The organism is Streptomyces sp. 150FB, from assembly GCF_000818195.1.
Classification (GTDB): Bacteria; Actinomycetota; Actinomycetes; order Streptomycetales; family Streptomycetaceae; genus Streptomyces.
On sequence record NZ_JTHL01000001.1, the window covers coordinates 3,302,726 to 3,327,705 of the forward strand.

Annotated in this window: 13 protein-coding genes; 2 read left to right on the top strand and 11 right to left on the bottom strand. The window is 70.2% G+C overall.

Annotation, left to right across the window (positions count from 1 at the left end):
* Positions 1 to 36 precede the first annotated feature (36 nt).
* Together QR77_RS14035 and QR77_RS14040 are read right to left on the bottom strand one after the other, a co-directional pair.
* Positions 37 to 243, bottom strand: coding sequence for an MbtH family protein (locus QR77_RS14035; protein WP_040022069.1), 207 nt, complete (start codon positions 241 to 243; stop codon positions 37 to 39).
* Complete coding sequence (locus QR77_RS14040; RefSeq protein WP_052488722.1) at positions 240 to 11,015, bottom strand: non-ribosomal peptide synthetase; 10,776 nt, start codon at positions 11,013 to 11,015, stop codon at positions 240 to 242. The genes QR77_RS14035 and QR77_RS14040 overlap by 4 nt, the downstream gene beginning before the upstream one ends.
* A 310-nt stretch (positions 11,016 to 11,325) precedes the next feature.
* Here QR77_RS14040 and QR77_RS43530 point away from each other — a divergent pair, with 310 nt between their 5' ends.
* The gene (locus QR77_RS43530; RefSeq protein WP_078876662.1) at positions 11,326 to 11,622 is read left to right on the top strand and encodes a hypothetical protein; all 297 of its coding nucleotides are present in this window, start codon (positions 11,326 to 11,328) and stop codon (positions 11,620 to 11,622) included.
* A gap of 70 nt (positions 11,623 to 11,692) precedes the next feature.
* On the opposite strand, the gene QR77_RS14045 is transcribed toward QR77_RS43530, so the two are convergent.
* The 3 genes from QR77_RS14045 to QR77_RS14055 form a co-directional block, all read right to left on the bottom strand.
* Positions 11,693 to 14,830, bottom strand: coding sequence for a tetratricopeptide repeat protein (locus QR77_RS14045; protein WP_150130373.1), 3,138 nt, complete (start codon positions 14,828 to 14,830; stop codon positions 11,693 to 11,695).
* 100 nt (positions 14,831 to 14,930) lie between these two features.
* Positions 14,931 to 15,941: a nucleoside triphosphate pyrophosphohydrolase gene (locus QR77_RS14050; protein ID WP_040022071.1), complete on the bottom strand. Its 1,011-nt coding sequence runs from the start codon at positions 15,939 to 15,941 to the stop codon at positions 14,931 to 14,933.
* A gap of 82 nt (positions 15,942 to 16,023) precedes the next feature.
* Positions 16,024 to 16,680: a SurA N-terminal domain-containing protein gene (locus QR77_RS14055; RefSeq protein WP_040022072.1), complete on the bottom strand. Its 657-nt coding sequence runs from the start codon at positions 16,678 to 16,680 to the stop codon at positions 16,024 to 16,026.
* Between the two features lie 467 nt (positions 16,681 to 17,147).
* Here QR77_RS14055 and QR77_RS14060 point away from each other — a divergent pair, with 467 nt between their 5' ends.
* Complete coding sequence (locus QR77_RS14060) at positions 17,148 to 18,308, top strand: acyltransferase (protein ID WP_173476302.1); 1,161 nt, start codon at positions 17,148 to 17,150, stop codon at positions 18,306 to 18,308.
* A 53-nt stretch (positions 18,309 to 18,361) separates the two neighbouring features.
* Here the strand turns inward: QR77_RS14060 and QR77_RS46635 are convergent, their stop codons facing one another.
* From QR77_RS46635 to QR77_RS14085, 6 genes are all read right to left on the bottom strand, one after another.
* Complete coding sequence (locus tag QR77_RS46635) at positions 18,362 to 18,532, bottom strand: hypothetical protein (RefSeq protein WP_160310908.1); 171 nt, start codon at positions 18,530 to 18,532, stop codon at positions 18,362 to 18,364.
* Between the two features lie 643 nt (positions 18,533 to 19,175).
* Complete coding sequence (locus tag QR77_RS14065) at positions 19,176 to 21,332, bottom strand: DUF6571 family protein (protein WP_150130374.1); 2,157 nt, start codon at positions 21,330 to 21,332, stop codon at positions 19,176 to 19,178.
* Complete coding sequence (locus QR77_RS14070) at positions 21,332 to 21,790, bottom strand: hypothetical protein (RefSeq protein WP_040027893.1); 459 nt, start codon at positions 21,788 to 21,790, stop codon at positions 21,332 to 21,334. Before QR77_RS14070 ends, QR77_RS14065 begins: the two co-directional genes overlap by 1 nt.
* A gap of 166 nt (positions 21,791 to 21,956) precedes the next feature.
* On the bottom strand, positions 21,957 to 22,421 hold the full coding sequence (locus QR77_RS14075; protein WP_236710647.1) for a GtrA family protein: 465 nt from the start codon (positions 22,419 to 22,421) through the stop codon (positions 21,957 to 21,959).
* Between the two features lie 3 nt (positions 22,422 to 22,424).
* Complete coding sequence (locus QR77_RS14080; protein WP_040022075.1) at positions 22,425 to 24,179, bottom strand: serine/threonine-protein kinase; 1,755 nt, start codon at positions 24,177 to 24,179, stop codon at positions 22,425 to 22,427.
* Positions 24,176 to 24,853, bottom strand: a complete 678-nt coding sequence (locus QR77_RS14085; protein ID WP_052488724.1) for a hypothetical protein — start codon at positions 24,851 to 24,853, stop codon at positions 24,176 to 24,178. Before QR77_RS14085 ends, QR77_RS14080 begins: the two co-directional genes overlap by 4 nt.
* Positions 24,854 to 24,980 lie beyond the last annotated feature (127 nt).

Genomic DNA, 24,980 nt, shown 5'->3' on the forward strand with positions numbered 1-24,980 from the left:
TTCCTCTCCCCTGTCTGGCGGCCTGTTGTCGTCGGCTCAACTCACCGCGATGCGGGCGCTCCTGGGGGTGAGGTCCGTCCAGTTGCGGTCGACGTACTCCAGGCAGGAGCCGTGGTCGGCGGGGCCGAAGACCTCGCTCCAGCCGGCCGGGATCTCGGCGAAGGAGGGCCACAGGGCGTGCTGGTCCTCGTCGTTGACGACCACGCGGTGCTGGGTCCTGGGGTCGTCGAAGGGGTTGGTCATGAGGGATCTCCTTGGGCTGTCGTGTGATGGATGGCGCGCAGGGCCGCCGCCACGGTGGCGCCGATCAGCGCCCTGGCGGGCGGCTGCATCATCTGGGCGTGCGCGCAGGCGACTTCGTGGTTCTCGATGTGTCCGGTGATGTACGGGGACCACATCGCGGGCGTGAACGTGTCGGCGGGGCGGCCCTCGGCGGCGGTGAAGAAGAGCGCGGGGCCCTGGAACGTACGGGGGGTGTACGCCCTCATCAGCCGTGCCTGGCCCGCGAAGTTGTCCACCATCGCGTCGATGGTGGCGGGCTCCAGGGAGCCGAGGGGGCTGCCGTTCCGGCGGAACTCGTCGCGGGCCGTCGTGGCGTCGACGGGCGCCTCGCCGTCCAGAATCCCGCCTGCAACACCCCTGTTGGAGAGCAGCGCGCGGAACACCGTGTCGCGGTCCGCGCTGTCCAGGTCGTCCAGCGGGGCGACGGGGAACGCGTCGAGGATGGTGAGCAGGGCGACGCTCTCCCCGGCCTCCTGGAGCTGGACCGCCACCTCCTGCACGACGTTGCCGCCGAACGACCAGCCGAACAGGTGGTAGGGGCCGTGCGGTTGGACGGTGCGCAGCTCGGCGACGTAGATCGCGGCCATCGCCTCGATGGAGTCGGGGAAGGGCGCCGAGCCGTCGAGGTTCGGGGTCTGGAGGCCGTACATCGGCTGATCGTTGTCGAGATGGGGCAGCAGGCCCGCGTACGACCAGGCGAGGCCGCCGGCCGGGTGGACACAGAACAGCGGGGGTTTGTCGCCGCTGGTGCGCAGCGGGAGGAGCGTCGACAGCGCGTTGTCGTCGGCGCCGTCGAGGAGCCGTTCGGCCAGCGCGGCGACGGTCGGTGCCTCGAAGAGGGCCCTGATGCTGACGTCCACGCCGAGGGCCGCGCGGATGCGTCCGATGAGGCGGGTGGCGAGCAGGGAGTGGCCGCCGAGCGCGAAGAAGTCGTCGTCGATGCGGATCTGGGCGACCCCGAGGACGTCGGCGAACAGTGTGCAGAGCACGTCCTCGCGCGGGTTACGGGGTGCGCGTCCGCCGGGCCGGGCGGTGCCGGATCGCGGTGTCAGGTCCGGGTCCTGGCCCGGGTCGGGCAGCGCGGCCCGGTCGAGTTTGCCGCTGGGGGTGAGCGGGATCCGGTCCAGGGCGCGGATCCCGGACGGGACCATGTACGCGGGGAGTTGGCGGGCCGCGTGGTCGCGCAGGGACGCGAGGTCGTCGGGGCCGGGGGCGGTGTGTCCGGGGTCGGTGCGGCCGGGGTCGGTGCGGCCGCCGGTGTGTCCCGGCGCCGGGACGACGTACGCCGTGAGGCGCGTACCCGTGCCGTCGGGGTCGTGCGCGACGACGGCGGCCCGGCCGACCGCCGGATGGGTTTCGAGGACGGCGGCGATCTCGTCGAGTTCGACGCGGAAGCCGCGCACCTTGACCTGGCCGTCGGACCGGCCGGCGAATTCGAGGGCACCGTCGGAGGCGCGGCGGGCCCGGTCGCCGGTGCGGTACATCCGCTGTCCTGGCGGCCCGTACGGGTCCGGGAGGAACGAGTCCGCCGTCTCCCCCGGCCGGCCGTGGTAGCCGAGGGCCAGGCTGTCACCGGCGAGATACAGGTCACCGGTCACGCCCAGCGGGACCGGGCGCAGTGCCGCGTCGAGGACGTAGGCGCGCGTGCCGGTGACGGGTGCGCCGAGCACCGGGCGGTCCGTGGCGTCGAGGGACGCTTCGAGGGTGTCGACGGTCGCTTCGGTGGGGCCGTAGAGGTTCCAGCAGCGGACGGCGGGGACGGCGCGGAGCGCGGTCCAGAGCGCTGCGGGGACGGCCTCGCCGCCGAGGAGGAGGACGGCGGGGCGGTGCGGGGTTCCGGGGCCGGATGTCACCCCCGAGGTCTCCGGGTCCGGCGGGCCGGCGTCGAGGAGCCCGGCGTCGAGAAGGCCCGCGTCGAGGAGTTGGGCGGCGTGCGTCGGGGTGGTCTCCACGACGTCGACGCGCTGCTCGCGTACCCGTTCCACCAGGGCCTCGGGGTCGCGCCGGGTGAGGTCGTCCACAAGGTGCAGGTGGTGTCCGTCGATCATCCAGAGGAACGGGTCGAGGGACGCGTCGAAGGACAGCGCGGCCGTCAGGGCGACGGTCAGCCGCCGCCGGCCGGTGTCGCGTACGGCGGGGGCGAAGAGCGCCCGGCGGTGGTGGTCGAGCAGCCGCGCCAGCGAACGGTGGCCGACGAGGACGCCCTTGGGCCGGCCTGTGGAACCCGAGGTGTGCAGGAGATAGGCGGCGTCGGCGGCGCCCGGCCGCCGGGCCTGGGGCGACGCCGACAGCGGTATCACGCCCGGGATCTCCGGGGGCGCCGTCGCGTCGGAGCCGTCCAGGACCAGTGTCGGCCGGTCGCCGGGGATGCGGGTGGCGGTGGCCCGCGCGGTGATGACGACCCGGGGGCGGGCGTCGGCGAGGATCGCGGCGATCCTCGCGTCGGGCAGGCTCTCGTCCAGGGGCGCGTAGACGGCGCCCGCCTTCAGTACGCCGAGGATCGCGGCGATCGAGTCGGTGGAGCGGGGCAGCAGGACGGCGACGGTCTCGCCGGGCCGGGTGCCGGAGGCGGCGAGGAGGGCGGCGATGTGGTCGGAGCGCAGGTCGAGTTCGGCGAAGGACAGCCGCCGGACGTACGGGCCGTCGGGCGCGGTGACCGCGATGTCACCGCTGCGGGCCCCGGCGACGGTTTCGGCGAAGCGGTCGAGGACGGTGGCGTGTCCCACCGCGCTCTGTCCGCCCGCGGTCTGGCCGCCGTCGCCGAGTTCAAGGATCCGGGCCTCGTCGTCGGGACCGAGCAGGGGCAGGCGCGAGAGGGGCGTACCGGGTTCGGTGACGGCCCGGGTGATGAGCCGGCCGAACCAGTCCACGATCCGGTGCGCGGTGGCGGTGTCGAAGAGGTCCTGGCTGAACTCCAGGGTGCCGTCGATGCCTTGGGCGTGGTGGGGCCGGTTGGCGTGGTGCGCTTCGGCGTGTTCGGTGAAGCTGAACGACAGGTCGAACTTGGCTCCTCCGGTGTCCACGCCGTCGAGCCGCGCGTGCAGTCCGGGCAGGTCGAGCCGGGGCCCCCGGGTGTTGTTGAGGGTCAGCATCACCTGGAAGAGCGGGTGGCGGCTCAGCGACCTGGCCGGCTGGAGCGCCTCCACGAGCCGTTCGAAGGGCAGCTCCTGGTGGGCGTACGCGGCGAGGTCCGTCTCCCGTACCCGCGCCAGCAGGTCACGGAAGGCCGGGTCGCCCGTCGTGTCGACGCGCAGCGCGAGGGTGTTGACGAAGAAGCCGACGAGCCCGTCGAGGGCCTCGTCCGTGCGCCCGGCGACCGGGGTGCCGAGGGTGATGTCGTCGCCGGAGCCCGTGCGGTGCAGGAGCGCGACGAGCGCGGTGTGGAGCACCATGAAGGTGCTGGTGGCCGACTCCCTGGCGAGCCGCCCGAGGGCTGCTGCCGTTTCGGCGGGCAGATGGAGCGCGACCGTGCCGCCCCGGCCGGTGGAGACGGCGGGGCGCGGCCGGTCGGCCGGCAGCGGGGTCTCCTCGGGGGCGCCCGCCATCTGGGCGCGCCAGTAGGCGAGTTGGCGGGCGGCGAGGGAGTCGGCGCTGTCCTCGGGCCCGAGCAGGCCGGCCTGCCACTGCGCGTAGTCGGCGTACTGGACAGGCAGCGGCGACCAGTTGGGCGCGCGGCCCGCGCTGCGCGCCGTATAGGCCCCGGCGAGATCCTGCGCGAGCGGTCCCATGGACCAGCCGTCGGCGGCGATGTGGTGCACGGTGACGAGCAACACGTGCCGGTCCGAGGCGAGTTGGAACAGCTCGGCGCGCAGGGGCAACTGCCGGGCCAGGTCGAACGTAACGGTGGCGGCGGTGCGCAGCACCTGCGCGAGGTCACTCTCCTCGACGCGGGACACGGGTAGTTCGGGGCGGGCGTCGCCCGGGTCCAGTACGGCCTGGAACGGCTCGTCGCCGCTCTCCTGGATCAGCGTGCGCAGGCTCTCGTGCCGGGCGACCACGTCGGCGAGGGCGCTGTGCAGCGCGTACTGGTCGAGGTCGCCGGTCAGTTCGACGGCGATGGGGATGTGATAGGCAGCGTCGTCCGGGTCCATCCGGTGCAGGAACCAGAGCCGCTGCTGCGCCGCCGAGAGCGGCGGGCGCGCGGGCCGGGTCGTACGGCGGAGCGCGGGGCGCCCGGCCGCTGCCTCGTCGAGGCGCTCGGCGAGGGCTGCGGGGGTGGTCGACTCGAAGAGGGTGCGGACCGGCAGTTCCACGCCGAAAGCGGCCCTGATCCGGCCGACCAGCCGGGTGGCGAGCAGCGAGTGCCCGCCGAGTTCGAAGAAGTCGCCGGTACGGGCGACCCGTTCGTGCCCGAGGCTCTCGGCGAACAGCGCGCAGAGGATCTCCTCGCGGGCCGACCTGGGCGGGTCCCCGGCGCTGTCCCGCGTACCGCCGCCCGGCGCGGGATCCGCCGACAGGGGCAGCGAGTCGAAGTCCACCTTGCCGTGCACGGTGAGCGGGATGCGCGCGACGGGGACGACCGTCGAGGGGACCATGTAGCCGGGCAGCCGGTCGGCGGCGAAGGCGCGGACCGAGGGGACGGACAGTACCTGTCCGTCGCAGGCGACCACCCAGGCGACGAGTTTCCCGGCGCCCTCGGTGTCGGGCCGTACGGCGACGGCGGCCTGGACCACGTCGGGGTGGCCGGTCAGGGCCGCCTCGACCTCGCCGGTCTCGACGCGGAAGCCGCGTACCTTGATCTGCCCGTCCGCGCGCCCGACGTACTCCAGGCGGCCTTCCCTGCGCCGGACGAGGTCGCCGGTGCGGTACATCCGGGTGCCGGGCGTGCCGTACGGATCGGGCAGGAAGCGAGCCGCTGTCGCCGAGGTGCGGTTCTCGTAACCACGGGCGAGTCCGGCGCCGGAGAGGTACAGCTCACCGGTCGCGCCGGGGGCGGCGGGCAGCAGCCTGGCGTCGAGGACGCGGGCGCGGGTGGCGGACACCGCGCGGCCGAGGTGCGGGCGGGTGCCGGGGGTGACGCGGCCCATGACGCTGTCGACGGTGACTTCTGTCGGCCCGTACAGATTCCACACGGCGATGTCGCTCAGTGCGCCGAGTTCCTTCCACAGCGTCTCGTTGAGCGGTTCGCCGCCGAGCGCGAGCACCCGGGGGCGCGGGCGTCCGGGGGCGAGGAGGCCGCAGGCGCGCAGTTGGTCGAGGAAGGACGGGGTGGTTTCGACGACGTCGACGGCGTGCCGGTGCAGGAAGGCCGTGAGGGCTTCCGGGTCGCGCCGGGTCTCGTTGTCGACCAGGTGGAGTTCATGGCCGCCGACCATCCAGAGCAGCGGGTCCCAGGACGCGTCGAAGGTGGTGGCGGCGGTCAGGGCGACGCGCAGCGGCAGACCGTTGTTGCCGGCCTCGGCGGGGGCCATCATCTTCTCGCTGTGGCTGCTGTAGAGGTTCGCGAGGGCGCGGTGCTCGACCACGACTCCCTTGGGGCGGCCGGTGGATCCCGAGGTGTAGAGGACGTAGGCGGCTTCGTGGGCGTGCGGCGGGTCGGGGAGTTCGTCCGGTGTGGATTCGGCCGGGGGGCTTTCCTGGAGGGTGAGTTCGTCGAGGGTGAGTTCGCCGCCGAGCGGGGGCAGGGACTCCTTGGCCCCGGCCGTGGTGAGGACGAGGCGGGGTGCGGCGCTGTCGAGGATGAGTTCGTTGCGGGCGCGCGGGTGGGAGGGGTCGAGCGGTACGTAGACGGCTCCGGCGCGCAGCACGCCGAGGATCGCGACGACATGCAGCGACGTACGGGGCAGCGCGACGGCGACCCGGTCGCCCCGGCGGACGCCGGATCCCGCCAGGACGGCGGCCAGGCGTTCGGCGCGCTCCAGCAGGTCGCCGAAGGTCAGCCGGCCGTCGGGGGCGACGACGGCGGTGCGGCCGGGGGTGACGATGGCGCGGGTCGTCAGGACGTCCACGATGGTCCAGTCGGGGCGGCCGGGGGTGGGGCCCGATGCGGCGGGGAGCGCTTTGGTGGGGAGGACGCTGGGCAGCTCGTCCAGTGCGCCCCGGCGCTGGTCGGTGGTGAGGAAGTCCGCGTCGGTGAAGGGTTGTTCGGGATCCGCGAGCAGGGCGGTCAGCAGCCGTCCGAAGTGCTCGGTGAACCGCTCGGCCGTCGCACGGTCGAAGAGATCCTGGCTGAACTCCAGTTCGCCGCTGATGCCGGTGGGCGCACCGGCGCCGTCATGGTGCTCGGTGAGGTCCCAGGTGAGGTCGAACTTGGCTCCCGAGCGGCCGACGGTCGGGTCGTGGCGGACGGTGAGTCCGGTGAACGCCCCGTGCGGAGCAGGGGTGTTGTTGAGGCTGAGCATGACCTGGAAGAGCGGGTGCCGGGAGAGCGAACGGGAGGGCGCCAGCTCCTCCACGACCTGCTCGAAGGGCAGCTCCTGGTGGGCGTACGCGGCCAGGTCGGCGTCACGTACCCGCTCGACCAGCTCACGGAAGCCGGGGGCACCGGCCGTATCGGCGCGCAGCACAAGGGTGTTGACGAAGTAGCCGACCACATCGGCCAGGCTCTCGTCGCCCCGGCCCGCCACGGGGGTGCCGATGGCGATGTCGTCACCGGCACCGAGCCGGGCCATCAGGGCGGCGAGCGCGGCGTGCAGCACCATGAAGCCGCTGGCCCCGGTCCGCCCGGCGAGTTTCGCCAGCGCCCGGTGGGCGGGCGCGCCGATCCGCAGCGGCACGGTGTCGCCACGGCCCGAGTGCCGGGCGGGGCGCGGATGGTCGGCGGGGAAGGTCACCTCGGGCGGCAGGCCGTCGAGTGCGCCTGCCCAGTGGGCGAGTTGGCGGCCGGACAGGCTGTCGGGATGGCTCGGGTCCCCCAACAGGGCGCGCTGCCAGAGCGCGTAGTCGGCGTACTGCACGGGGAGCGGCTCCCAGGCGGGGGCCGCGCCGTGGCGGGTTCTCGCGGCGTAGGCGTGGGAGAGGTCGCGCATCAGGGGGGCCAGCGACCAGCCGTCGACGGCTATGTGATGGAGCGTCAGCACGAGAACGTGCTCGGCGTGGTCGGCGTACTCGCCGGGGTCGGCCTGGGCGGCGTGGTCGGTGTGGTCCTGGTCGTGGGCGGGGAACAGCTCGGCGCGCAGCGGCAGATCGCGGTCGAGCGCGAAGGGCGCGGTGTCGGGCCGTACCGGCCGGCCCCCGGTCGCCGCCCTGACCACCAGCGGCACCATGGCCGTCTCCGGGGGCAGAACGCGCTGGTGAGCGCCCTCCTCGTCCTCGGCGATGACCGTACGCAGGATCTCGTGACGCCCGACGAGGTCACTCAGCGCGGCACCGAGCGCGTCCCGATCGAGGGGGCCCGACAGGCGCAGCGCGATCGGCAGGTGGTAGGCGGTGCCGGCTTCGCCCATGGTCTCCAGCAGCCACAGTCCGCGCTGGCCGGAGGAGAGCGGTATCCGCTCCGGCCGGGGCACGACCGCGTCGACGCGCGGGCGGGCGGGTGAGGCGGCGGCGAGGAGGGGCACCAGCCCAGCCGGGGTCGGGGACGCGAAGAGCGAGCGGATGGTGATCTCGGCGCCGAACGCGCCGCGTATCCGGCTGACCAGTTGCGTAGCCAGCAGTGAATGGCCGCCCAGCAGAAAGAAGTTGTCGTCGCGGCCGACGCGCGGCACCCCGAGGCACGCGGCGAAGACCGAACACATCAGCTCTTCTTCGGCCGTACGCGGCTCCCCGCCGGAGGCCGAGACGGGCCGGGCTTCCGGGAGTTGGCCGGTGTCCAGCTTGCCGTTGGGGGTGAGCGGCAGGCTCTCGACCGTCGCGTAGGCCGTGGGCACCATGTGCTCGGGGAGGGCGGCCGCGAGGGCGTCGCGTACGGCGGCGGGGTCGGTGTCCGTCGCCGATACGAGGTACGCGGCGAGCCGCGGCGTACCGTCGGGCCCGGGGGTGAGTACGACGGCGGCTCCCGCGATGCCCGGCAGGGAGCGCAGGACGGCCTCGATCTCGGCGGTCTCGACGCGGTAGCCCCGGACCTTGATCTGCCGGTCGCCGCGACCGAGGAACTCCAGCGCGCCTTCCTCGCTCCAGCGCGCCAGATCGCCCGTGCGGTACATGCGGGTGCCGGGAAGCCCGAACGGGTCGGGCAGGAAGCGTTCGGCGGTCAGTCCCGGCTGCCCGGCGTACCCACGGGCCACGCCTTCGCCCGACAGGTACAGCTCACCGGCGCCGCCCTGGGGCATCGGGTGCAGCGCGGGGTCGAGTACGTAGGCGTGCGCGCCGGAGACGGGCCGGCCGATGGAGGGGGCGGAGCCGGTGACGCGGGTGGTGACCGCGTCGACGGTGGCTTCCGTGGGCCCGTAGAAGTTGAAGACCAACAGGTCGGGGTGGGCGGCGAGTTCGTGCCACAGCGCGTCGTCGACCGCCTCGCCGCCGAGGGCGATGACCCGGGGGCGGTGGGCGGGAGAGTCGAGGAGTCCGGCGGCGAGCATCTGCCGCAGGTAGGTGGGGGTGGTCTCGATGGCGTCGATGCGCCAGTCAACGAGGTACTCGACCAGCGCCTCGGGGTCGCGGCGGGTGTCGTCGCCGACGATGTGGAGTTCATGTCCGGCGACCATCCACAGGACCGGGTCCCAGGACGCGTCGAAGGAGGTGGCGGCGGTGAGGGCGACCTTGAGGCCCCGGCCGAGCGAGCGCTCGGCGAGCGCGTACGCCTCCTGGCGGTGGTGGTCGAGGAGGTTGCTCAGCGAACGGTGTTCCACGACGACGCCCTTGGGCACGCCTGTGGAGCCGGAGGTGTAGATGACGTAGGCGGCGTCGCGGGGGCCGGGGTGTGCGGGGAGTTGGGTGCGGGGTCGCGTACGAGGCCCGGTGCCGGGCCCGGATCGTACGGCGGCGGGATCGACCAGCGCCGGATCTACGAGTGCCGGGTCAACGAGTGCCGGGTCAACGAGTGGGAGAGCGCCGGTGGGGTCCATCCGGGGTGCGGTCTCCGGGGTGGCGACCAGGACGGCGGGGCGTGAGTCCTCGACCATGTAGGCCACGCGGTCGGCGGGGTACGAGGGGTCGACCGGCAGGTAGGCGGCCCCCGTACGCATCGCGGCGAGCATCGCGACGACCAGGTCGGTGGAGCGGGGCAGCCCGACGGCCACCCGTTCGCCGGGCCCGGCGCCCCGGTCGGCGAGCACGGAGGCGAGCGCGGTGACCCGCTCGTCGAGCCGGGCGAACGTCAGCCGGTCGGCGCCGGAGACCACGGCGGTGGCGTGGGGCGTACGGCGGGCCTGGCGGCTGAGCTGTTCGGGAAGGGTGAGCGCCCGGTCGGCCTCGTCGCCGCGCGGCGCGCTTCCCGCGCCGAGCCCGATGATCCGGCGCTGTTCGTCGTCGCCGACGATCCGCAGCGAGCCGATGAGTTGGTCGGGGTCGGCGGCGAACGCCTCGATCAGGCGGCAGAGATGCTCGTGGTGCCGCACCAGCTCGGGCCGGGTGTGGCGGGCCGGGTTGCCAAGGAGGTCGACGCGCAGCCCGCCGTCGGCGTACGAGGCGTGAACGGCCACGGCCAGGTCCTCGACGGGACCGACCGACAGGTTGTGCAGCGTCGCCGTGTGCGCGCCGAAGCTGAGCCGGTCGTCGAAGGCGAGCACATTGACGGAGGGCCCGGCCAGCGGCTCCCCCACTTCGGCGATCCCGAGGTCGCGGCGCAGGTCCTCCGACGGGTAACGCTGGTGCCGCAGCACCTTCCTGGCCTGCGCCGAGGCGCGTTTGGCCACATCGGCGACCCGGTCGGAGGGCGAGATCTCCAGCCGCATCGGCAGGACGTTGGAGAGCATGGCGGGCGTGGCGCGCGCCACCGGCGTACGCCGTCCGGTGACGGGGAGCCCGAGCAGGACTTCACCGAGGCCGGTGGCGCGGTGCAGATAGACGCCCATGGCGGCCATGAAGAACGTGGGCCACGCCACCCCGGCCCGTTTGGCGGACGCGCGGAGCCGCTCCGTATCGGCCGGGGTGAACTCCCGCCGTACGGAGTGGAATCCGCGCCCGGTCCGGCCCGGGCCCGCCGGGCCCTCGGTGTCGCCGGCCGGGGTCGGGATCGGGGTCGGCGTCAGGCCGGTGGGGGCGGGGGCGCCGGCCAGATAGTCCGTCCAGAACGCGCGGTCGGCGGTGTGCTGGGCGGACGCCTGATAGGCCGCGTCCTCCTCGATGACCGGTCCGAGGGGGCCGAACGGGAGGTCACGCGGTGCCGTGGGACCGGCGGGGGGCGGCAGCACGGACTCGGTGTAGATCTCGGCGATCCGGGCGAGGGCGAGCGCGGCGCCGTATCCGTCGAGCGCGAGGTGGTGCACCTGCTGGTGGAAGAGGTGACGGTCCTCCGCGAGGCGGTACAGGGTCAGTTGGACCAGCGGCCCCGCGCTGACGTCGGCGGGCCGGGCGAGGTGGCGCTCCATACGGCGTACGGCCTCGCCGTACGGGTCCTCATGGCCGGAGAGATCGATCAGCGGCACACCGATCTCGGTGTCGGCGCGCACATGCTGCACGGGTATCCCGTCGCGCTCCCCGAACGTGACGCGCAGCGCTTCCATCTCCGTCGCGGTCCGCCGTACGGCTTCGGTGAGTTGGGCGGGGTCCAGCCTGCCGTGGATGTCGGCGAATTCGGCGATGTTGTAGGAAGGGTTCCCGGGATCGATCAATTGGGCGAACCACAGGCCCCGTTGCGCCGCCGTCAGCGGAAGAACCCGGAGCGGCGCCGGGCCGTGCGCGGTCCCGGTCACGCCACATCACCCCGGGGGCCCTGTTCCAGCCGTCGCGTTCGCGAACCGCACCGTACGCCGCCGAAATCCACGGATACCGCCTCCGATAACGACTCGGCCCCAAATAGGCCGCTCTGGGAAGCCATTCGAAGTGAGAGCACGCACGGATTGCCCATGTGACCCAGCACACAAGCGATGCGCACGCCTTCTTCACACTTCGCAATCGCACGCGGAGCGGCTCGCGCCACATCGCGAGTTGCCACCAATCCGCGAGCCGGACGGCTCCGAAAGCAGGGCGACACTCCTGTGCCGTACGAGACTTGGAGACGCCTTGAGGATTCCCGTTTCACTGACCCGCTGGGGCGCGGCCACAGCCATCGCCGCCGCGCTGCTGGCCTCGGCCGCCACGAGCGCGGGGGCGACCACCCGTACCGCAGCGCCCGCACCCGTTCCCGCGGCGCAACCAGCCTGGTCGATAGGCGATTACCACGGTGTCCAGGGAGGAAATCTCTGCCTGCTGTCCCGCTGCACGGTCGGCACGTCGGACAACGCGAGCGGCTCGACGGGCCCCAGCAACACCCAGGGCTTCAACCTCTGCCTACTGGCGCTGTGCACCGTACGCCCCTGAACCACCGGCCCACCTGACGACGGACCACGCCGGCGGTAGGGCAACGACGGCCGGCGTGGTCCGGCGGGGACTACTGGGGGCGGGTGTCTTCGAGTCGGCGGCGGAAGGGGAGCAGGTGCTGCTCGGCCGAGGGGAAAAGGGTGATCAGGCTTCCCGTTTCGGAGATCATTTCGTCGATATCTCCACGGCTCGGACCGCTGCTCAGGAAGCCCGACAGGCACTGTTCAGCCTCTTCCCAGCGCGACATCAGACAATGAGCGAGAAAGAAGGCCTGTTCCTTCTCCGTCTCCTTCTCCGTGTCTGTCCCGGCGAGAGCGGACGTGATCAGCGCGACAGCGCGCGTCAGATGATCTTCATAGCCCGGATTCCCCAGAGCACGCAGGACCACTGCCATCTCGTAGTGCGTCCAGGCCACATCAGGGGCCAATTCCAGGGCCCGACTGAGGTCGACGAGGGACTCGTCGGGGCGGTTCAGGAACCGGTAGGCCTGTCCGCGGCTGCCGATGGCCCAGGCGTACTCCGAGTCGATCTCGATCGCGGAGGAGAAATCGGAAAGGGCCTCCTCGTACCGGCCCATGAGACGACAGACATCCCCCCGGCTGGCGAGGGCCCAGGCGTTCCGCGGTTCGATCTCGACCGCGTGGGTGTAGTCCGTAAGAGCCTCCTCAAGCCGATCCGCCGCCTCATGGTTTCGTCCGCGGCGGACCATGGCCCAGACGTAGGTGGGATCGATCTCGATGGCGCGGTTGTAGTCCGCGAGAGCCTCCTCGAAACGGCCCACCGCCTGGTAGGCCACTCCACGGCTGGCGAGGGTCCAGGAGTCATCGGCGTCGATCCGGAGGGCGTGGTCGTAGTCGGCGAGAGCCTCCTCGAAACGGCCCATCGCCCGATAGGCCTCTCCACGGCTGGCGAGGGTCCAGGAGTCATCGGCGTCGATCCGGAGGGAGCGGTTGTAGTCGGCGAGAGCCTCCTCGAGACGGCCCGCCGCCTGATAGGCCCCTCCACGGCAGGTAAGAGGCCAGGAGTCATGGGGGGAGAGCTGGACGGCGCGGCTGTAATCGGCGAGCGCCTCGTCGTAACGCTCCATTGCCTCATGGACCCGGCCACGGCTGGCAAGGGGCCAGGCATCATCGGGCGAGAGCTGCACAGCGCGGCTGTAATCGGCGAGGGCCTCCTCGTTACGGCCCATCACCTCATGGACCCGGCCACGGCCGATCATCGCCCAGACGTATTCGGGACCGATCTGAAGGGCCCGGCTGTAGTCGGCGAGAGCCTCGTCGTAACGGCCCATCGCCTGATAGGTCTGCCCGCGACTGGCGATGGCCCAGGAGTCGTCGGGGTCGATTTCGATCCCACGATCGAAATCGGCGAGGGCTTCATCGTGACGACCCATGAGCCGGTAGGTTTCCCCCCGGCCCACGTGTCCTCGTGCCGCTTCCGGAGCCATTCGGGCGACTGTCGCGTAGTCGGCCAGAGCGGCCTCGTAGTTGCCCACGAACCGGTGGTCGCGGGCGCGGACGGTGTAGGCCAAGGCTCGGGCGGCGGTGCCGAGTTCGGGTGCGGTCAGGAGCAGCGCCAGTACGGCGATACTCGCGGCCTCCTCTTCACCGCTCTGCTCTCCCGTGGCTTCCAGGCGCACGCCCCAGGAGGTGAGGGCAGCCGTGTCGGTATCGCGGCCTGCCTGGCTCAGGACCTGGGCCCAACGGCGCAGGGTGGCCATGTCGTGGTCGGTCGCGTGCACCGCTCGTAGAAGGGCGTCGGGCAGAGCGGCGCGAGGATCCGCGCACAGGCGGTGGTACGTCTCGTTGAGCCGGTGTTCGCGCCACGTCCCGTCATCCCAGTAGTCGTCCTCGCGGGTGCCCAGTCCCGCTTCGACGTCCTCCGCCCACTGCTGGAAGGTGTCGGCGAGGCGTGTGTGCTCTCGCTGCCACCGCGCGGGCGACCTGGTGCGCTGCAAACGCAGCATCGTGCCCCGGACGACGTCGTGGTAACGGCAGCGCCCGGCCTGCTGCGACACGAACGCCAAGGTCCGCAGCCACGCGTAGTCGTCGGCGGCCTCTTCCGGAACGACGGTGCGGTAGATGTCCTCGTTCAACTGCATGGGGAGCGCGCAGGCTTGCGCCGCCTCGCGGCGATGGGAGTCCGGCACCCATTTGAGGAAACGCTCGACCGCGGTCTCGGAGGGGTCCTCGATGCCCTCGCCGGTGCCCGGCTCGCTCCGGGCGAGCATGTCCACCAGAAGCGGGAGCCGCCCGGACAGGCGCAGGATCTCCTCGACCCGCTGCCCGTCGGTGACGCCGTGGGAAGCGAGCAGCGTACGAGCCTCCTCCTCGGTGAACACGTCCAGACCCACCGTGGTGACCTGACCCGACCAGTCGCCCCAAACGCGGGCGTTGAGACGTAGCTGACCCGACAGCACGATCTGCACGTTGACCGGGAGACTCCCGTGATCCTCGGTGAAGATGATGCTCTGGAGCCACGCGTCGAGCACCGGCCCTGTCCGCTCGTACACGTCGAAGAACAGCACCACCCGCTCGCACCGCGCCGCCACCTCGGCGAGGTCGTCGAGGAACACCGGTGTCAGATACGCCACCGGATTCATCACCAGTTGTACGTCGTCGGGGCTGCCCAGCCGCATGTTCAGCATGGCCCGCACCATCCGGTCCGTACCCAGCGCGGCCTGCTGCGGATTGACCGCCTGGACGAACGGCCCCACACCGGGCACCATCGCCAGCCCGGCCAGCCCGACCTGCGTCACCACGGTGCTGGCGGGCGATGCCGAAGGGGGCTCCGCCGTACCCGGCTCGCCTGGGGCCGACTGCTGTGCGGGGACCGTGCTTTCGGCCTGATGGCGGCGCTGGCGGTAGGTCGACAACTGCTTGTCGAACTTCTTCAGCGGATGCCCCTGCCGGCCGAGCCGAGCACTCACCGTCTCCATCGCCTCAAGCGCGTCATGCACTTCGTCGTCCAGGAACGCCGTCACCACCGAGGCCTGCTCGCGCGCCGTGGCCTCCCACTGCCGCACGAGCGTCGACTTCCCGACCCCGCCGTTGCCGTGCACATGGAACAGGAAGGGGAAATCGACATCTTCCGGGTCGCGCGCGAACGTCTCCCGGAACAGGGCCAGTTCACCGCGCCGGCCCACCAACCCCGTACGGCCGCCCCGCCGGTTGATCTCCTGCCGGGACGGCCTCCGCACAGCAGCCACAACCCCACCCCCCTGGATACGGATTCATGATGCCCCGTCATCGGGGCCAGGGACCCGAGAACGGCGAGGTGGAGTCGGCGGGTCGGCGGGTCGGGTGGTTCTACTTCGCGTTCCCGCCCGCGCGCCGGTCCGCCTCCGCCGCTTTGATCGCGTCGCGGTAGGCGCGGGCTGTGGCGCGCAGGGCGGTTTCCGGGTCTACGCCGGTTTTCTCCGCCCGTACCGCCGTCGCCAGCAGTTCGTGGCCGATGCCCTCGCCCGGCGGCGGGGCCACATCGAGGCCCGCCGTCCGTACGCGGCTCGCGAGCTTCGACGCGAGGGCCAGGCCCGGCTGGCCGAGGGGGACGCCGTCCGTCACCGAGTCGCGCTGCTTCTCCTCCGCCTTGGTGCGCAGCCAGTGCGCCTTGACCTCCTCGGCGGTCTCGGCCTTCTCGTCGCCGAAGACATGCGGGTGGCGGTGGATGAGCTTGTCGACGATGGTGCCTGCCACGTCGTCGATGGAGAACGGCTCCCGGTCCTCGTCAAGCCCGTCCTGGGCGATCCGCGCGTGGAAGACGACCTGGAGGAGTACGTCGCCCAGCTCCTCGCGGAGGTCGTCCTCGTCGCCGTCCTCGATCGCCTCGACCAGCTCGTACGCCTCCTCGATGGCGTACTTGGCGAGACCTTCGTGCGTCTGGACGGACGACCAGGGGCACTCGGCGCGGATGCGGTCCATGACCTGGACGAGGTCGAGGAGGCGGGCGCCCGGCAGGTCGTACGAGCCCGGGAGCAGCTCCAGGTCCGGCATCTCGACACGGCCCGATCCTGCCAGCCGGGCCAAGCCGTCGGTGAGGGCCGCGTCGGTGCCGTCGCCGTCGGCGGCGGGGACGACCACGACCGTACGGCCTCCGGCGCACGCCTCGACCAGCTCTTCGGCCGGGGGCGCCGCCTGCTCCACGGTGATGCCGGCCTCCCGCAGGTACGGAAGCTGCGGGTGGCCGGGGTCGGCGCACAGGACACGGTCGGCGGCGTGCAGCGTCTGCCAGGCGGGCCACGACAGGAGGCCGGGGGCGACCCGGTGGCTGGCGGTCAGCAGAACGATACGGCCGGTGGCGGCGGGAGCTTCATCAGTCACCCTTCGAACCTACCCGGGGCGCCGAACCGCTGCCGGGGCGGTCCGGCGGGCGCCGAGATCAGGGGGTCGGGGGCGGGAGGGGTCAGACGTCGGAGGGCTCCTGCTGCGGTACCTGCTGGGTGACCTGGGTGATCCAGGGGGTCTTGGTCGCGCCGAGGGTGACCTGCTTGTCGTCCCACGAGCCGTAGCGCGGGTTCACGTCGACATGGAGCTGCTTCGACGTCTTGGACAGCTCGGCGAGGATCTTCTGCTGGCCGGCCGGCGTCGAGATGTCGCCGCCGACCGCCTGCGCGACCTTGGCCAGCAGCACGTCCCTGCGGATCGCGTCATCGATCTGGCCCGGTGTGATCGCGCGCTGCTGGAGCAGCAGCGCGGCGAACTGCTTCTCGCCGCCCGACTGCGCTGCGGCCTGCGTCCGCGCGGTCTGGACCTCCTTGCGGCTGACCTTGACGTCGTTGTTGTCGGCGGCCTTCTGGAGGACCCGGTCGAAGACCAGGTTGTTCAGCTTGTCCTGGCTGAGCTGGCCGGTGTTCTTGATGAGCTGGGCGGCGTCCGGGGAGGCCTCCTGCGCGGTGCGGACCTGCCGTACCTGCGTCTGGAGCGTGGTCACCTCGATCCGCTGGCCGCCGACGACCGCGGCGGCTCCCGGATGGGCTTCGCCGCCGCAGGCGGTGAGGAGGGGTGCCCCGGCGAGGAGCGCGACGGAGATGGAGAGCGCGGTGCGACGGCGGCGGTGCAAAGGGAGCCTCCCGGCGTGATTGTGCGGCGATGCACAAGGCCTTGCAATGATCGATGTTAGGCAGTCGGAGTGGCCTGGGCCACTGATTCGACCAACGATTCGCGCCCAGTTGAGGTCTCGGCGCATTTCATGATCGTCGGCGGAGGCCCCGGTACGGGTGCCGAGGGGGCGCTACGGGGGTGCCGTACGGGGCTGCCGGAGGTCCGGCCGAGGTCCCGCGGATGGGCTCAAAGCCTTGCCCACACCGGTAGTTCATCCGACAGCCACCTCAGCCGAACCCTTGTTCACCGTTCGGATGCCAGGTCGTTCACCGGCCGCCTCCTAGCGTCTTTTTACTGGAGGCTGCTACCGCTGTGCGTCCGCGACCACGTCCCTGACCACGCGAACCCGAACGCGCTCCCGTAATCCCACCGGCCTCATCCGCCATCCGCCATCCCGCCGTAGCAGGAACGATCGGAACGAACGGAATGACTCAAGCGACCCTGGCCCGCCCACCGGAGCCTCTCCCCGAGCCTGTGCCGGAGAGCCCTGCCGCCGCGGCGGCGCCCGCCCAGAAGCACACCCGCCTCCGGGCCCTGGACGGGCTGCGCCTGTTGGCCGCCCTGATGGTCTGCCTCTACCACTACTCGGGACGGGGCGGCCAGATCACCAACTCCTGGGGCGAGTCACCGAGGGAGCTGTTCCCCGGCCTCTCGGCCATCGCCTCGTACGGCTGCCTGGGGGTGCAACTCTTCTTCGTCATCAGCGGTTTCGTCATCTGCATGAGTAGCTGGGGCCGCACGCTCGGGGACTTCTTCCGCTCCCGTGTCTCGCGCCTGTACCCGGCGTACTGGGTGGCGATCGTGATCGTGACGGCCGCGTGTGTCGTACTTCCCTCGGTCAGTCAGCCGCTGCGGCTGCACGAGATCCTGGTGAACTTCACCATGCTCCAGCAGCCGACCGGTGTGAACCGCGTGCTCGGCGTGTGCTGGACGCTGTGGATCGAGGCCCGCTTCTACCTGCTGTTCGCGCTCTTCGTCGTATGGCGGGGCGTCACCTACCGCCGTGTTGTCATCTTCTGCTGCCTGTGGACGGTGGCCACGGGCCTCGCGCAGGTCGCCGACAACTCGCTGCTGACCGAGATAGTGATGCAGGACAGCGCACCGTTCTTCATCGGCGGCCTCGCCCTCTACCTGATCCACAAGTACGGCAGCGACCTGCTGCTCTGGGGCATCGTCGCCACGAGCTGGCTGCTCGGCCAGCACTACTCGACGATCGCCCTGTGGAGCCCGCACGCCGGCAACGTCTTCTACCACCGCTCGCCGTACGTGATCCTGCTGTTCGTCACCTTCGCGTTCGCGGCGGTGGCCGCCGTGGCCCTGGGCTGGCTGAGCTGGGCGAAGTGGCGCTGGCTGCCGATCGCGGGCGCGCTCACGTACCCCTTCTACCTGGTGCACGAACACCTCGGCTGGTTCGCGATCGACATCTACCACCGGAAGTTCGGCCTGAACCCGTGGCTGACGCTGGTCGTGACGATCGCCACGATGCTGATACTGGCCTGGTTCATCCACCGCTTCGTGGAGCGGCCGTTCGGCCCCCGCCTCAAACGAACGATGAAACTCCAGTCCACCCGCCTGCGAACCCTGTAGGCGGTACGAGCGGCCTCCGTCTCCCGTCCGTCTGCCGGTCGTCTGCCGGCGCGTCAGCCCCAGCAGGTTGCCCACAGGTGGGTCACGGTGTGCCAGTGCGGATCGATTCTTCCGTCGTTCCACTGGTACACCGAGCCCTTCCACCGGACGAAGTCGATGCCCGACCACAGATGGCCGGAGCCGCCGGCGCCACCCGCCAGCCATTCCGGGGGTCTTCGCCTCACCCTTGTGCATGCACCTCTTCCGAGTCCGCACACTTCATGGTGGCCCGAGCTACGCGCAAGGAGTCCGCCACCAGGTCGGTAAACCCGCTACGAACACCCTCCTGCTCCTCCTCGGGGAATCCCCTCCCATCAACACTGACCACAACAATCCCCGGCAATTTCGATGTCGAGCAATCCAAGGTGATTCCGGCGCTGTGTGATCCGGAATATCCGTGCGCGTTCCCGAGGTCCAGGGGACGGAACCCAGGCTGTTTTGACCGCTGTTCATACTTCGACGGCAAGTCAGTTAGGAACTCTTCACCCAAAAGCCTGAAATAGTTAATTGTGATACCTCGACCGCCTGCACTGAGGAGACATGAGGGACCTTGGCCGCTGGGTGTCGGCTCGAATCTGTAGTCGACATCCTCGTGAAAAGCCTTCCCAGTTCTGGGAAGCAGATCAGAAACCAACTTCCCCGGGATCTTCTCCGCGCACACGAACCGAGGCACGGCGACCGGAGGCGGTCCTTCGGAAGGCCATAACTGCCAGGCAGCAAGCCCGCCTGCCACGAGTGCTGCCACGACGGCAGATACGACCCACACCCTACTTCTAGATACGTTCCGGTCCGCCGATATGGAGGATTTCATTGGCATTACGCTTCCACCTACTGTCGCCCCTGGCCATAACTGTCATGAACCGCATTGCTGGCAGTATTAGCAAGACTATCCGCGTTGGGAGAGCTTATCCCGGCAAGCCTTGCGGCTTCATGTGTTGCATCATAGGCAGCACCGGCCGAACCCTTTCGTTGCTGAGCGAGGAATTCCCCCTTATCCATCGCGGCGTCTTCGCTGGAATCCCGAGTATAATGGGCGACAACGGCCTCCCTGATTTCACCCGTAACACTGCTGACGATATCTCCGCCCACGGGAATCTTTCCGATTCCCTTGTCGATGGCGAATCCCACCCACTTGTCCGCCCTATTGATTCCTTCGTTAAAATCGGTGTCCGACTTTATCTTTTCATCGTATACAGCCTGGGCGCGGGACTCAGCCATGATTCCGGATATCTCTCCCCCGGGAGCCACCATGTCGGCCACCTCGGCAGAAAGTTCGTCGTATTTTTCCCTATTCACAAAGGTCTCGTTGATGAGCTCAGTCGTGACCGCCTGTTGGGAGTTGAGGATGGCGCCGTAGGCGTCGGGGTCCCTGCCCACTCCTGCCAGGAAATTATGCAGCGCCGCAGGGTCTTCGCCCAGCATCGCGTTGCTGCCGAACGTCGGGAGTACTCGCTCGCCGTTCAGGCCGTCCTGGACATCACGCATGTATTCGGCGGTGATATTGCCCAGGCTGGTGCTCATCGGGTACTCGTCGATGAGTTTGGGGTCGGATCCCATTTTGTTGACGATCTCCTGCACCAGCAGGGCGCTGGCGGCGCTGTGCTTTCCCGGGAGGGCGTCGCTGTCGTACGGGACGCCGCGGGTCGCGGATTCCAGGGCGTGGCCCACGCTGCCGTAGAGGTCCTTCTTCTGTCCCTCGTCCGTCGGCCACTTGCGGGCGCTGTCGTCGTCGCTGATCAGGTAGTCGAAGTTGCTCAGCCTGTCATCGCCCGTGCCCGTCGAGTCGTCGAAGAACTCCAGCGACGCCTCAGGGTTGTGGCCGAGCGCCTCCATGAAGCCGGCCATGGGGTCGTTCACACCGTCAGGGTTGGGCGGGTAATTCAGTTGGCTGTTCCGCAGGGTCTGGCCCCAGAGGCCACCCTCGTCCGCCCTTCCGCTGTGCTCGGTGTAATCCCGCTCGAAATTCACCAGCTTGTTGCCGTAGGAGTCGAGGAACTTCGTGTCAAAATCCCCCTTCCCCATCAGGCTGCTCATGATCTGGAAGCCGAACGGCTTGAGCAGGACGCCCTCATGTCCGAACTGCTTGCCGCCGTCGGCGATGACGCCCTTCTTCCACGCCTCCATCTCCGGTGTACGGCTGTGCGTGGCATTGGCGAGCGACATGCTCAGGTTGTCCTGAACCTGGCCCAGGAGTTTCGCCCTGTCTCCCTCCGGAGTTCTTCCCTGTCCGGGATCCGAGAGGTCGCGCCAGAACTGGAGGGTCCCGTCGGGCCCCAGTGTGGTGGCCAGGGTCTCGGTGAAGGCGGGGTTGTCGTGCTGATTCTCGAGAGTCTCGTTGAAGGCAGCCAGTTCCTTGTCGCTCCACTTGTCGACATCTCCCTGAGCTATCTTCTTGCTCCACTTCGCCGCGTCTTCCTGGCCTTGCCGGCGGTCGGCCTCCTTCAGGCTGGTGGGGCCCTGGTCGGAGAATCCGTACTTCCCCTTTGCCAGCGAGCGGAGAGCACGGTCGGCGATACGGTCCACCTCGTCGGCCTGCGCGAGGATACGCGCGATATTCCGCTCCGCGACCCCCAGTTCCTCTTCCTTCGGCTGAGGGATCTTCGCATCGCCTGCGGCGGCTCCGGACGGCACGGTGACGATGGCTTTGCCTTGCGCGGTGATGTAGATGTTATTCTTTACCGCCTCGTCCACCGCTGCTATCAACTGTTTCCGCTGCTCGATCAGTTGGTCACGCGTGTCGTTCAACAGGTCGTGGATGGAGGTGGCCTGAAGCACGGCATCACTGAACTCGACCGCCGTCTTGCCGATGAACTCCCTGGACACAGTGGCGTTGACACCCGACCAACTGGCCTTGTCGGCCTTGGCCTTCATGTCGTCACGTGCGTCCTTTGCGAGCCGGGTGAGACTCTTGACCACCGAGGCCCAGTCCCTGATGTTCTCGGCCAGTGAAGCGAAGTTCGCGGACTGCAATGTTTCGAATTCCATCAGCTCTTACGCCCGTCACTTTCGAATCCCTTGTCCAGGGTCGAAATGCTGCTGACGGTGTCGCTGATGAAGTACTCGTCCCCCTGGTGGATCTTTTTGGTGAAATCCATGTGGTTCGATATGTGCGCGCACGCGTCCAGCAGCGATTTCAGTTGTATCTCCCACTGCGCCTGCACGACATGGAGCCCGCCCCCGGTCTCGAACTTCTGCGTGGTGAGGTCCCTGGCGGCCGTCTGGCTGCTGGACCAGGCGTCCCGCCCGTACCGGCCGAGGCTCTCGAACAGCTTGAACGCGCTGTCCCCGACGGCGGCCAGATCCTGCTGGTTGGCCGTCAGGTCACCCTGTTGGCCCCCGTCGCCCCCGCCTGTCCCGTCCGGCGGTAAGTGATTGAGCTGCATGTGGTCCAAGTGCTTCTGAGCCGCATCGGCCTTGAGCTGTTCCCAGTGGTCCCACGTCATGAAGGTTCCCTCCCCGGTGTTCGCCATCCAAGAATCGCGCTGAGTAACTTCACGCTACACACAGATGCACCGAGGGAGGACATGGTCCCGATTACCGGGTGGGGCGAGGGAGTTGAGCGGTGGGCAAGGCTGTACGGGGTGGGCTGTCCGGGGCGGCGGTCGGCCGTCAGGACACCGGGGCCGGGTCTTCCATGGTGGTGGCCGGGCGCTCGTCCTCTTCCAGGGGGGCGGGGCGTTCCGGTCGCAGCATGATCGCGCGGGAGAGCACGAAAGTGATCGGGATGGCGACGACCGCCGCGATCAGCGGCGCGTAGTGGCTGCTGAGGCGCATCACATGCACCAGCAGATAGACGCCCCCGGTGGTGATCAGGAAGTTCGCGGCATTGCTGAGCGGGAAGAGCAGGAACTTACGGAGCGTGGGGCGGGTCCGGTAGGTGAACCTGCTGTGCAGGAAGAAGGACCCCGTCATGCTCAGCAGGAACGCCACCACATGCGCGACCACATACGAGAGCCGCGTCAGCAGCAGCAGGTAACAGACGTAGTACGTCCCCGTGTTGACCGCGCCCACCATGGCGAACCGCACCATCTGCCCGCTGATCACCTGGCCCTTGGCCGTTATCGTCGGGCGCATGCGTCAGGCTCCCCTGAACTGCCGCCGGCGCTCAAGACCTCTGCGCAGCTCGACGGGGAGCGGGTGGTAGGGACCGTAGACCAGCTCGGTGTCGTACAGCAGCGCCTGCAACTGCTGGTGCGCCGCCGCGTGATCGCCCATGGCGAGCAGCAGGTGCCCGATGCGGTGCCGGATGTCGAAGGCCCGTGAACGGTCGGCGCCCGGCCACTGCGGATTCTCGTAGTACGGGAGGACCGCGCGGTACTCGGCGACGGCGGCCGCCGCGTCGCCGAGCTGCTCCAGGCAGAGCGCGGCGTCGTAACGGAACTCCAGCGTCTGCGTGTCGCCGGGCCCCGCCTCCGCCGCCCTGTCGTCGGCGAGCCTGCGCAGTTCGGGGAGGGCGCGGCGGTACTGGCCGTCGTCCATCAGCGTCGACGCGTACTGCTTGCGCAGGATACGGACGACGGGCGACCGCTCCCCGTGCTCCCTGGCCGCCGTGGGCAGGATGGAGCCGAGGATGTCGACGGCCTGGGTGATGCTGCCCTCCCCCAGGAGGCGCTTCACCTCGTCGACGGCGGCGGCGACATCCGTGCGGTTCGCGGCGGGGACGGGGGTCTGCTGCGTCTGCTGGGCGTGGCTGCCGGGCGGGGTGGCCCGGCTGCCCGGGTCGTCCTGGCGGCTGTGGGTGGTCCGGGCCGCGGGTGTGCCCGGTGTCCCGGGTGTGCCCGGTGTCCCGGGTGTGCCCGGTGTCCCGGGTGTGCCCGGTGTCCCGGGTGTGCCCGGTGCCGTCGGTGCGGCGTACGGGTTCCGCGTGTCGTGACCCGGGTCCGGGGCGTGCTGCGGCATCCGCGGAACGGAGGCCGGCGACGTCGCCCGGTCCGGCCAGGGCGCGTGCGGCCGGCGGAAGGGCCGCGTCGGGTCGAGCGGCCCGGCGTCGCCTCCCCTGGCCGGCAGCAGCGGGGCGAGCTGCCCGTACACCTCCTGCGCGCCGGCCGGCCGGTCCTGCGGGTCCTTCGCCAGCATCCGCAGCACCAGCTCTTCGAGCTGCTCCGGGATCTCGGGCCGGAAACCGCGCAGCCGGGCGGGCGCCTCGTACAGATGGCGGTGCAGGACCCCGAGAGCGGTCGAGCCGGCGAACGGGACGTTCCCGCTGAGGAGTTCGTGGAGCAGCACGCCGAGCGCGTAGATGTCGGTGTACGGGCCGACAGCGCCGCCCATCGCCTGTTCGGGCGCCATGTACGCCGGGCTTCCGATGGGCGAGCCGGTGTGGGTGAGGCGGGTGGTGTCCATGTCGATGACGGAGGCGACGCCGAGGTCGAGGACGGTGAGTGTGCCGTCCGGCTTCACCATCACGTTCCGTGGTTTGAGGTCGCGGTGAACGATGGGGACGGCGTGTACGGCGGCGAGCACCGCGCACAGTTGAGCGGCGACGGAGACCGCCCAGGGCCAGGGGTACGGGTCGTGCTCGGCGAGGTGGTCGGCGAGGTCCGCGCCCTCGACGTACTGCATGACCAGGTAGAGGTCCTCGTCGTCACTGCCCGCGTCATGGACGGTGACCAGCCCCGGATGGTCGACCTGGGCCGTCACCCGGCACTCGCGGACGAAGCGGCGGCGCATCTCGTCGGCGCCGGTCGCCGCTGCCATCCGGTCGGGGCGCAGCAGCTTGACGGCGACGCGGCGGTCGAGGCGCTGGTCGTACGCCGTCCAGACCTGGCCCATGCCGCCCTGGCCGATGATGCTGGACAGCTCGTAACGGCTCGCGATCACACGGCCGTTCATCTGCTGCCCTGCCCTGTGCCCGAGCCGGAGCCGGAGCCGCCGTCAGGGCCGCCGTGGCCGTGGTCCGGTGCGTGGCCCTGGTCCGAGTTCTTGCGCAGGAGGTCGCTCAACTCGTCGAGTTCGGCGCGTACCTGGTCGATACGGGGGTGGCTCTGGTCGGGGGTCACCGGCGGCGCCATGGGCGGCGGAGTGTGGGTGGGCGTGTGGGTCGGTGTGTGCGTGGGAGCGTTGGCCGGTCCAGGCGGGTAGCCGTACCCGTACGGCCGCGGGGGCGTGGCTCCCGGCGGCACAGGAGACGCGTACGGGCCGTGGGCGATCAGCGGCCTGCTGGTGGCGGAGAAGTGCCTGATGTCAACTACCAGGTAGTAGAGGACGATCAGCGGCGCCAGGGCGAAGAGCACCCCGACGAGATACGTGTCGCTGTCCGACGGCTCGTTCGTGTCGCCCGAACCGATGATCATCACCACGACGATGGGCACAAGGAGAGTGAAGCCGAAGAGCACCCAGTCCAGCGTCCTGCGGCGCACGACGGCGATCCGCAGCGTCGCCGCCCAGCCGCCGAAACCGCAGGTGCAGACCGTGATGGCCACGAACAGCACGCGCAGCGCGACGAGCGCGCCGGTGCTCGGCTGCTGCGGGGTCCTCGACGCTGGGCCGGGGCCGGGGCCGTACATGGCTGCTCCTGAATGCCTGGTGAACTCGGTGAATCAGCGAACTCGACGAACTCAGCGAACCCGGTGGATTCGACGAGTCGGTGAACATGGGTGCGAACACCGATGAGCGTATACACCGACACGGACA

What these genes read in the sequence shown, in the direction of transcription:
- QR77_RS14035 (WP_040022069.1), bottom strand. Translation starts at nt 243, where the DNA reads ATGACCAACCCCTTCGACGACCCCAGGACCCAGCACCGCGTGGTCGTC.
- QR77_RS14065 (WP_150130374.1), bottom strand. Translation starts at nt 21,332, where the DNA reads ATGGAATTCGAAACATTGCAGTCCGCGAACTTCGCTTCACTGGCCGAG.
- QR77_RS14075 (WP_236710647.1), bottom strand. Translation starts at nt 22,421, where the DNA reads ATGCGCCCGACGATAACGGCCAAGGGCCAGGTGATCAGCGGGCAGATG.
- QR77_RS14085 (WP_052488724.1), bottom strand. Translation starts at nt 24,853, where the DNA reads ATGTACGGCCCCGGCCCCGGCCCAGCGTCGAGGACCCCGCAGCAGCCG.
- QR77_RS14070 (WP_040027893.1), bottom strand. Translation starts at nt 21,790, where the DNA reads ATGACGTGGGACCACTGGGAACAGCTCAAGGCCGATGCGGCTCAGAAG.
- QR77_RS14060 (WP_173476302.1), top strand. Translation starts at nt 17,148, where the DNA reads ATGACTCAAGCGACCCTGGCCCGCCCACCGGAGCCTCTCCCCGAGCCT.
- QR77_RS14080 (WP_040022075.1), bottom strand. Translation starts at nt 24,179, where the DNA reads ATGAACGGCCGTGTGATCGCGAGCCGTTACGAGCTGTCCAGCATCATC.